Source organism: Microcystis sp. LE19-41.2A, from assembly GCF_027530405.1.
GTDB lineage: Bacteria > Cyanobacteriota > Cyanobacteriia > Cyanobacteriales > Microcystaceae > Microcystis > Microcystis aeruginosa.
Window position 1 is genome coordinate 1 of sequence record NZ_JAPZQJ010000641.1, and the last position, 9,530, is coordinate 9,530.

General features: G+C 49.5%; 5 protein-coding genes and 3 pseudogenes. 4 read left to right on the top strand and 4 right to left on the bottom strand.

The window, feature by feature from the left end:
• Nucleotides 1-223 precede the first annotated feature (223 nt).
• Together O9290_RS26330 and O9290_RS26335 are read left to right on the top strand one after the other, a co-directional pair.
• Nucleotides 224-4,093 (top strand): peroxidase family protein, encoded by a 3,870-nt coding sequence (locus tag O9290_RS26330; protein ID WP_288059875.1) that lies wholly within the window; start codon nucleotides 224-226, stop codon nucleotides 4,091-4,093.
• A 43-nt stretch (nucleotides 4,094-4,136) separates the two neighbouring features.
• Nucleotides 4,137-4,376, top strand: coding sequence for a hypothetical protein (locus tag O9290_RS26335; protein ID WP_288087702.1), 240 nt, complete (start codon nucleotides 4,137-4,139; stop codon nucleotides 4,374-4,376).
• Here O9290_RS26335 and O9290_RS28650 read toward each other — a convergent pair.
• The 3 genes and pseudogenes from O9290_RS28650 to O9290_RS26355 form a co-directional block, all read right to left on the bottom strand.
• Nucleotides 4,347-4,589: pseudogene (locus O9290_RS28650) on the bottom strand (zinc ribbon domain-containing protein); the annotation flags it as partial. The gene O9290_RS26335 and the pseudogene O9290_RS28650 overlap by 30 nt on opposite strands.
• Nucleotides 4,590-5,095: 506 nt before the next feature.
• Nucleotides 5,096-5,503 (bottom strand): cytidine deaminase, encoded by a 408-nt coding sequence (cdd, locus tag O9290_RS26350; protein WP_002760774.1) that lies wholly within the window; start codon nucleotides 5,501-5,503, stop codon nucleotides 5,096-5,098.
• Nucleotides 5,502-5,703: pseudogene (locus O9290_RS26355) on the bottom strand (helix-turn-helix domain-containing protein); the annotation flags it as partial. The pseudogene O9290_RS26355 and the gene cdd, both read right to left, overlap by 2 nt.
• 297 nt (nucleotides 5,704-6,000) lie before the next feature.
• On the opposite strand from O9290_RS26355, the gene O9290_RS26360 reads away from it, so the two are divergent.
• The gene (locus O9290_RS26360; protein WP_288059874.1) at nucleotides 6,001-7,749 is read left to right on the top strand and encodes an RNA/DNA-binding domain-containing protein; all 1,749 of its coding nucleotides are present in this window, start codon (nucleotides 6,001-6,003) and stop codon (nucleotides 7,747-7,749) included.
• A 55-nt stretch (nucleotides 7,750-7,804) separates the two neighbouring features.
• Here the strand turns inward: O9290_RS26360 and O9290_RS26365 are convergent, their stop codons facing one another.
• Entirely contained in the window at nucleotides 7,805-8,923 is a 1,119-nt protein-coding gene (locus O9290_RS26365) for an NAD(P)/FAD-dependent oxidoreductase (protein ID WP_288059873.1), read from the bottom strand.
• 472 nt (nucleotides 8,924-9,395) lie between these two features.
• On the opposite strand from O9290_RS26365, the pseudogene O9290_RS26370 reads away from it, so the two are divergent.
• Nucleotides 9,396-9,518, top strand: a pseudogene (locus O9290_RS26370) (transposase family protein); the annotation flags it as partial.
• Nucleotides 9,519-9,530 lie beyond the last annotated feature (12 nt).

The window sequence follows — 9,530 nt, forward strand, 5'->3', positions numbered from 1 at the left end:
TTCTCGGTTGGTGAGAGAGAGTCTATCTTTCTCTAAAAAAATGGAGAATCACGTTGGGGAGCCCTTTGGTATTTTATCCATGACTACAATGCACACCTGGCAAAGGATTAAGCCGCCATCACTACTACCGAATCACCACCCTATTTTAGGTGGTTTAAGTGCGTTTTAGCTTACCTCAGTATGCCATAATGAATGTAGGAAAAGTATTGCACACTACCAAATCATGCCAAATCCCAATTTCGATTCGGTGATTGATACGTTCACAATCGACGATCTGTTTTTTCTCCGTTATCAATATCGCGTCTACAAGGAATGGAACAACGATCCCCGTCTCGCCGTTCTGCCGGGCTTCAATCCGGGTGTGACGGGTGCCAAGGCCACCAGCGGCATCCGCTTTGTCGATGGCACGGATCAATTGCGTTACCAGGTGGGTGGCGGCATCACCCCCACCACGGCACCCTACCCCTTGTCCACCACAGATCCGAAATTCATGGCTGGGGGGACGGGCACGCTGTTTCGCCGTCTCACCAGCCAGAGCTTCACGCAAGCCACGGGTGGTTTCCAGATCAACTTCCAGACGGGAGCGGTCGTCTACGACCAAAACTATACGCTTGATTACAGCCTTCGCGGCTATGCCAATCCCAGCAATCCCGACATCTTTGATGCCAGCCCCAGGCTGATCAGCAATCTGGTTTCCAATCAAAGCGGCAGGACAGCGCTGCAGTTGTTGGATGATCCCTACGCCAGGGAGTGGACCCAGGCTGGCACCCAGGCCGGCAAGCGGGTGAGCCAGAAAAACAACACCCGCCATGAAACCATTCTCACCGGTGGCAATGGGGTGAATGGCTCCAATACCGGAAATCCCCTGCCGAATTCAGGCTTTTTCGCCCTGTTTGGCCAATACAACGACCACGGCATGGATTTTCTCGCCAAGGGCAAGGATGGCAGCCTGCTGATCCCCCTGCTCCCTGGAGACAGCCTTTACACCCCTGGCTCGCCCACCAACTTCATGGCCCTCTCCCGCACCAACACCGTGCAGGTGGAGATCGGCGAGGGCAGCCGCGATGCCCTGGTGGCGGAGCTAGGCCTAGCGGGCTACAGCCGCCCCAGCCAATGGGATGTGGACAATGAGAACGCCGCCATCGGCACCAGCTTCACTGGCACCAGTGGGGGGACCTTGGTGCTCAATGAGCAGCTGATCGTGATCAATGCGGGCGCCACCCTCAACGATGTGGTGGCCACCATCAACAGCAAGGCGGCCTTCACCGGCGTGGTTGCCTCCACCACCACCAACGGCAGCGGCCAGAGCGTGCTGAAGCTCACCCCACGCAATGGCGAGAGCATCAACCAGACCTCCGCCTTTTTTGATCTCAACCAGGTCTATGGCTCGGTGGAGAGCCATGCCATTTTCATGCGGGAATACAAGGGCAATGGCGAACTCACGGGCCGGCTGCTCACAGATCCGCAAAACTCCACCGCCCGCTGGTTTGACCTGAAAAAGAATGCCGAGCGCATTGGCCTGACCTTGCGCGATCGCGATGTGCTGTCTGTGCCCCTGGTGGAGATCATCCCCCAGGGCCAGCCCAATGCGGGGCGCTATGCCTTTGTGGTGCTCGACAAGGTGTCGGGGCAGAAGAGCTACGTCTTTGATACGGCGGCCGTCACCTCCAATCAGGTGCTTGCCAAGGCCGGTTCAGCCTTTCTGATCGATCTGGCCAGTGACTGGAAAGGAGTTCCCCAGCCTGCTGGCAGCGATCCCTTCAACGCCAACGGTGATCTGAAGGATCCCTCTCGGCTGAATCAACACGCTGTGGGCGGAGATGGGCGCCTGAATGAAAATATTGGTCTCACGGCAATGCATGAGATCTTTGTCACAACCCACAACAATATCCTGTCTCAGATTCAGGCCAATCTCGCCCAAAATGCCGGAAACAATGGTAATAACCAGGCCCTTTCCGGACAAGAGCTGTTTGAAATCGCCAAGCTGGCCAATGAAAACTTCTACCAACACCATGTGTTGCAGGAGTACGCGCGGCGCATTACCCCCAACCTGGGTGCATTCGCCGGTCCCAATGCGGGCAACAACAACAACGCCGGCTTCAATGCCAGCATCTTGGCGGAATTCGCCTCCAGCGCCTTTCGCTTCGGCCATTCCCAGCTCACCGAAACCGTGGCCCTCACCTCGGTGAACCAGCAAACGGGCCTGGCTAACCCCGGCGGGCAGATGGACATCCCGCTGCTGCAGGCCTTTCTCGCCCCCCAGATCTACACGCGCGACACGGCAGGGCAGATCGCCGCGGGGATGAGCCAGCAGGTGGGCAACGCCACCGATGAATTCATCACCAACACCCTTCAAAACGCCCTGGTAGGCCTCCCCTTGGATCTGGGTGCCCTCAACATCGCCCGCGGACTGGATACCGGCATCACGCCCCTCAATGAAGCCCGTCGCCAGATTCAAACCTACCTTCGTGGCGTGCGTACCTCTCCAGATGGGACCACCGGGTTGGTGCAGGCCAACAATGCCATTGACGCCAACCTTGCGGCCCTGGAGGCCAACCTGCGGCCTTATATCAGTTGGAGAGATTTTGGAGCCCATCTGCTTCATCCCGAATCGTTGAAGACGTTCATTATGGCCTACGCCCGCGATGCCATCCTCAGCGGCTATTCGGGCAATGCCGATCTCTCCTATTGGAATCAACTGCAAGCCAGTCCGGCTCCCGGCGCGGCCGCCACCTACGCCGCCGCCCTCTCCGCTGCGGCGGATTTGGCCATGGGGGATGGGGCCTTCATGGGCCTGCTCTACGGCGGCAGCAGCACGGATGCCCTGAATCCCTCAGCGCCCGTGAACACGCCCAGCGGCAACCAGGACTTCCAAAAGATCTCCCTCTGGCTGGGTGGATTGGCAGAGGCCAAAACCCCCGGCGGTATGCTTGGCCCCACCCATGATTTCATCTATGCCTACCAGATGCAGCAACTGCAGCGGGGTGATGAGGCCTACTACCTGAGCAAGCTGGCTGCCACGGATCTGGTGGAGGAAATCAAGGGGAAGACGGTGGCCGACATGGTAATGGCCGCCACGGGAGTGAAGCATCTCTACCACAAGATCTTTGCGGTGAATGATGCTGATTATGAGCGATCCCTGCAGAGCTTCAACACCTATTCTTCTGAAGCTTTATTGCTTGGGGCCACTCAGACGGGGGTTGATATCACCGGAACTCAACGGTTGGTGGGCAGGGCTGGCTATGTGAATGGCGTGCTTGTCGGCAATGGTGGCAACTACCTTGATGCCCGCGGCGTGTTCAGTCCCAACGGGGAGGGCAAGGCCAGCGAGCTCTTTGGCGGCACCAGCGGCGCCGATCAATTCAAGGGCTTGGGTGGGGATGACTGCATGTGGGGCGATGCAGGCGCGGACACCTTCTGGGCCGGCGATGACAATGACTTTGTCGATGGCGGTGAAGGGGATGACACGATCTACGGTGAAAACGGCTTTGATATGTTGCGTGGGGATGCCGGCAAAGATCAGATGTATGGCGGCACCGGCAACGACGATATGTATGGCGGAGAGGGGAACGACAGCCTCTTCGGTGAGGATGGCGCCGATGATCTCAACGGCGGCAATGGCGACGACGTTGTCAGCGGCAGCCTCGGCAATGATCTGGTGAAGGGACAGGCTGGTAACGACACCCTCATCGGCGGCCAGGGGAACGACATCATCACAGGGGGTGGAGGAAACGATCTCTTCACCTTCAACGAAGCCCCAGGCCTCAATGGGGTGGATCAGCTGCGGGACTTCACCTCCGGTGTGGACAAACTGGTCTTCGACAAGATCGTCTACGCAGGCCTGAGCGGCTCCACCCTCACCGCGGCCCAGCTGCGGGCGGAGGCCGGGGCCACGGTGGCCACTACGGCGAACCAACGCTTCATCTACAACCTCTCCAACGGTGATCTGTTCTTTGATCCCGACGGCACCGGCGTTGTCGCGGCCACGCAGATCGCCAACCTGAACCGCTTCAATCCGGCCTTCCCCTCGGATGTGGCGTCGGCCAACGCGGTCTTCCCCAACCTGGTCAGCAGCGATTTCTTCCTGATGTGAGCAGCCCTGGAAGCGTAATAAATCATACTGGATTTTATTGCAATTGAGAATCAATTACGGCGGTTGCTTTATTCGTCTGGCACAGCTAATTCCTTATTGGATAAGCTTTTCCGCGTGGAGAATGTACCAGACTAATCCTGAATCCGCCGTAGTTATTGAGAATATGGAAGGCAATTATGAGCGTTTCAGAGACTACATTCTCAATAAGTTGCCACAAAATCTCGGCTTAATGAGAACCAGAAAATTTCAGGACTCACGGTTCGCTCATTTGAAAAGCGTTTAGCACATTGACACTCCCGTCGCTAAAAGCGAGGGATTCTTGGTTCCGCCGAGTTTCCTTAATCTGGCAGGACGTATCCAACATTCGCCAGGGGGGGGTTTCGGTATGCTCTACCGTACTTAGTCCTCTTTTCAGAATATTGATAGCGGCGTTAATGTCTCTATCTTCTACATAGCCACAATCGGGACAAATCTATGTTCTTGTAGATAGAGATTTAACGCGATGTGCAACTATATTTTTAGTCTTGATTTACAAGGCTTTCAGAAATTAGCAGAGATAAAGTATCCTCTGGAACCCTGATTCTGTCGTTTTTAGTCGCACATCGCGTGATTTAGGTACTTTTTGAGCACAATTAGAGCAATTTTGACTTGTGTTGTGAGGTGGTACGGCTACCGTAGCCTTACCATATTTAGGGTTTGCTGAAAAAGTTTTTCGTGGGGGCAGGGTGTGGGCTTCGGCCGTGAGCTTTTGCGTTCGAAAAAAGCTCACGCCGAGGTCCGAACGGGTGTAGGGTGTGGGGTGTAGGGTTTTACCCATTTTCAGGGAAAAAGTCCCGGAATTTTCCCCCCGATCCCTCCAATGGCTGGCACTTTTTGATGTCCAAAAAGTCTAAAAGTCTTACCCAACAAGGTTTTTAGATTTATTCAGCCAACCCTATCTCGATCGCATTTCCTATCAGCGCAAAATGAGTAAACGCTCGCTCCTCCCCCCATTACCCACAGTTAAAAACGAAAGGAAAAAGGCAGTAAATCCGAGAGATTAAAACGATAATTTTGCTGAGTTCCACAGATAATAATCTCCGCTTGCGGCGCTAATTCGGCTATCCATTGACGACAGGCTCCGCAGGGAGTTAACTGACTAATATCATCCTTGTCCACCCCATCGATACAGGCTATAGCGATCGCCCGTACTTCTCGATCGCCCGCCGCGATTATTTGCGCTAAAGTTGCCCTTTCCGCGCACAAACTCAAGCCATAACTAGCGTTCTCTACATTAGTACCAGCATAAATCTTTTTATTTGTCAAGACCGCTGCCCCCACCCGAAAACGGGAATAGGGAGAATAGGAAAGTTTCGCCACTTCCCGAGCAGTGTCACAGAGTTGTTGTCTTTCTTGGTCAGATAGGGTCATCGGCTAGATAGCATCCGAGGCAACTTTGATTACTTCTTAATTATCGCTTTGGTCGTGCTTTGATGACATCCGAGCAAGACGGCCATTTGCCGTTGAGATAAATTTCCCTCTTGACTAGGTTGGTAGAGCAAGTTTCTTTGTTCTATGTTAAGATGTTGGTGGCTTAGTTTTTGGGATTTGTTGTTGTATTGAGCGGACAATACCTCATGAGCCTTTCTCTGTCAACTCTTAAGGAGTCGTGCGTTTCATTTTTGAATTGGCGATTTAAGATCAGTTTTGTTTAAGTATCTTTTACCATGACTTCTACATCGAACTTTCAGCCGACGATAGTCTCAGAGTTTTAGCCCACCTCGAACTCAGCCTAGTTGCTCATTTTCACAGCAAAAACTGCATCCATAAATTTATCGCCGAATTTTAGCATGGAAATTGACACACTACTGCAGCAAATTGATATTGGAGAAGACCAAGAATATGAGTTTAAATCAGCCGAGTGAGGCTTGCCAAAAGACATTTGGGAAACTCTTTCAGCTTTCGCTAATACCGATGGCGGTTACATTATTTTGGGTGTTAGCGAAAAAAAACCTAGATTAGAAATTACAGGAGTGCGTAACCCTAAAAATCTTCAACAAGAGTTTTGGGATAACCACAACAACCGACAAAAACTGAATATATCTATCTGTTCTAATTCAGACGTAGAAGTAAAAAAGATTAATGAATATCAGCTTCTCATTATTCATATTCCTAGAGCTACCCGAACTCAGCGTCCTGTATATATTAACAATAACCCAATGACTGGTACATATAAGCGAAATTATGAGGGAGATTATCGCTGTCATAAGGAGGAAATAGAGCAAATGTTTCGCGATGCCAGCAATGAACCTCAAGATTTTCAAGTTTTAGATAATTTTAATCTCAACGATATTGATCCTGATACTCTGAAAGTATTTCGCCAACGGTTCAGCAATCGCGAACCCGATCATCCTTGGTTAGCATACAATGATCAACAATTACTCCATCAGTTAGGAGGATGGCGACGAGATAGAAATTCTAGCAAAGAAGGATTAACTGTAGCGGGTTTACTCATGTTTGGACGAGAACGCAGTATTTTAGATGCTTTCCCCCATTATAGTCTCGACTATCAGGAAAAATTATCTGACGATCCTGAAAAAAGATGGACATATCGCTTAACTCTTGATGGTAAATGGGAAGCTAATTTACTTAACTCTTATTATCGTGTTTATGGCAGATTAATTAATAATTTAGATGTTCCTTTTCAATTAGACAAAGATGCCGTTCGTAAAGATGAAACCCATGTTCATGAAGCTTTAAGAGAGGCTTTAGTTAATACTTTAATCCACGCCGATCACCAGTCGTCACGGCCTATAAAGGTGGTAAAATCTATCGATGGCTATCTGTTTTCTAATCCTGGTCGTCTGAGAATTCCCCTACAGCGTCTCTATGAAGGCGGTACTAGCGATCCTCGTAATCCTCATCTACAAAAAATGTTTCAAATGCTCGGATTAGGTGAAAAAGCTGGCTCTGGATTTGGGAAAATTCTTCGTGCTTGGAAAGAACAACAATGGTTGAGTCCCCTAGTTTCGGAAAAACTTGACCTAGAAGTTACATCTGTTAATTTACCGATGACAAGTTTTATTCCCGAAGCAGTTGAAGTGGAATTAAAAAGGATTATCGGGGATGCTTACCGTCAGTTAGGTGATCTTGATAGGATAATATTAGTATTAGCGCATCAGTTTGAGGAAATTAGTAATACTGACATTCAGCGTTATCGATCAGAACATCCCAGAGATATTAGCGAACGCCTTCGTAATTTAGTTCAAAATGGCTGGTTACACCAGTCAGGTAAGTGTCGGGGAACACGCTACACCCTACCGAACCAGAATTTTTCAGCGCAACTTTCTCTATTACCAAGCTCCGAACATTACCCACCAAGCTCCGAACATTACCAACAGTTAGAGGCAATTGCTGAACCCATACGCAGAAAAGGCCGCATTAGTAAAGACTCGGTACGAAAAGTGATTCTTGAACTATGCTCCCAACAATATCTACCCCTCGGAACATTAGCTCAACTGCTCGGAAGAGAACCTGATACTATTCGTAATCACTATGTCAACCCGATGATAGATGAGAGATTGCTGGAGCTTAAACACCCCCAACTAAGGAACCATCCTCAACAAGCTTATCGAACAGTATCTCGATCGCATTTCCTATCAGCGCAAGATGAGTAAACACCCGCTCCTCAAATCCGAGAGATTAAGGGGACTACATCGGCAAGCCACTAATTTAGCGATCGATAGCTAACTTATCACTTAACATTTCCCTGACGATTTTAGCGGTAGCGGGGGCTAATAAAACCCCGTTACGGTAGTGTCCCGTGGCCAGAATAACGTTATCGTATCCGGGCAAATATTCGATGATGGGAGCGGATTTTTTCTCCGGTCGCGGTCGCTTACCGGACCAAGTACGCACGATCGCACCCGCGGCCAAAGAGGGACAAAAAGCGATCGCCTGTTGATACACTTGCTCTAATAGGGCAGTATCGGCGATAATTTCGCCCTTTTCGTCCATAAATTCCACCGTTGCCCCAATCCAGTATTCCGCTCGGGCCAAAGGCAGAATATGCAGGTCATTTCCTGTTAAAATCGGCTTAAAATCGGAACTTTCTAAGGGTTGCGTCAATTTTATCTGTAAAGCTTGCCCTAAAACCGGTCGGATTTCCACTGGATGGGTAAGAGTTTCGGTTAAAGCAGTGGAACCAATTCCCGCACAAAGAATCAAAAAGTCGGTTTCCTCTATACCATTGGAACTATAAACCTGGGTGCATTGCCTCAAATTAGAGCCATGAAGCTCTGTCTTCCCAAAATTTTCAACTTTTACCCCAAATTGACATTTTACCACCCTTCTTGCCGCAGCATCGACGAGGGCTTCCGTGAGCAGGGCCGGATTAATTTGATGATCCCTGGGAGAATAGATGGCACCATGGAGATGATCGCTGGCCACTTGGGGACATTTTTGGTTTAAAGTCTCTTTATCCCAGATTTCTAGACAATATCCCTGTTCTTGGCGGATTTCGGCTAACTTGCGCCAATTTTCTTCGTCTTCGGCACTCGATCGCAGTAGGACAATACCATCACGGTTACAGGGAATAGTCAGTCCGGTGAGGGATTCTAGCTCAGGAAGGAGGGTTTCGTAACGTTTTAAACTTTCTTGCCGCAGTTTCCAGGCTCTACCTTTAGTTTTATGGCTGATAATACCCATTAAAATCCCTAAAGCTGCCCCGGTTGCTCCTTGTCCTGGTTTTTTTTCATCGATGAGGGTAATTTCTAATCCTTCGATGGCGCTTAATTCGTAGGCAATGGTGGCCCCCACTATTCCCGCACCGATGATGACAATTTTAGTCATAAGACCTCTTGCAAAAATCAAAAATCTTCCTTTAGGTGAGGAGTCAGGAGCCAGTAGCCGGTCGTCAGGAGAATTAAGAATGAGCATTAATCAATTAAATGCTCTATTTAGGGATTTTACGCAATTTTATGTCTATTTTTCTCATTTTTGCCCTCTCAAAAATTAATTATGCAAGAACTCTATAAACTCTAGGGGCTATTTTTCTAGCAGCAACAGGACTAAAAAAGGTTTGAGGCTGCATCTCACATTTGCAGAAATACGGACAATCAGCAATTATCAGTGACTTTTAAATTATTACAAATATATCAGCAGCTGCGTGTAAGCATCCCACCGGAAAACTAATGCGCTCCGGGGTTTGGGGGCGGCGCCACGCCCCAACGGGTAGGGCTGTTTCATTCTCCCATCAGAATATCAAAAGTAAAAGCGATCACTATCAGGTAAAATGAGAAGTGACCGCCAACCTTTCAAATATATGTTGAGCTTAATAGAAAAACTGAAACAAGTCAAGGACTTTCGGAAAGATCAAGGAAAAAGACACCCTTTATGGATAGTATTAGTAGTAATAATACTGGGAACAATGCTAGGATACTCAGGTTAGAGAGAGCTA

Bases quoted from the DNA above. Each gene is read 5' to 3' on its own strand.
- O9290_RS26330 (WP_288059875.1), top strand. From the start codon at position 224: ATGCCAAATCCCAATTTCGATTCGGTGATTGATACGTTCACAATCGAC.
- cdd (WP_002760774.1), bottom strand. From the start codon at position 5,503: ATGACCCTATCTGACCAAGAAAGACAACAACTCTGTGACACTGCTCGG.
- O9290_RS26365 (WP_288059873.1), bottom strand. From the start codon at position 8,923: ATGACTAAAATTGTCATCATCGGTGCGGGAATAGTGGGGGCCACCATT.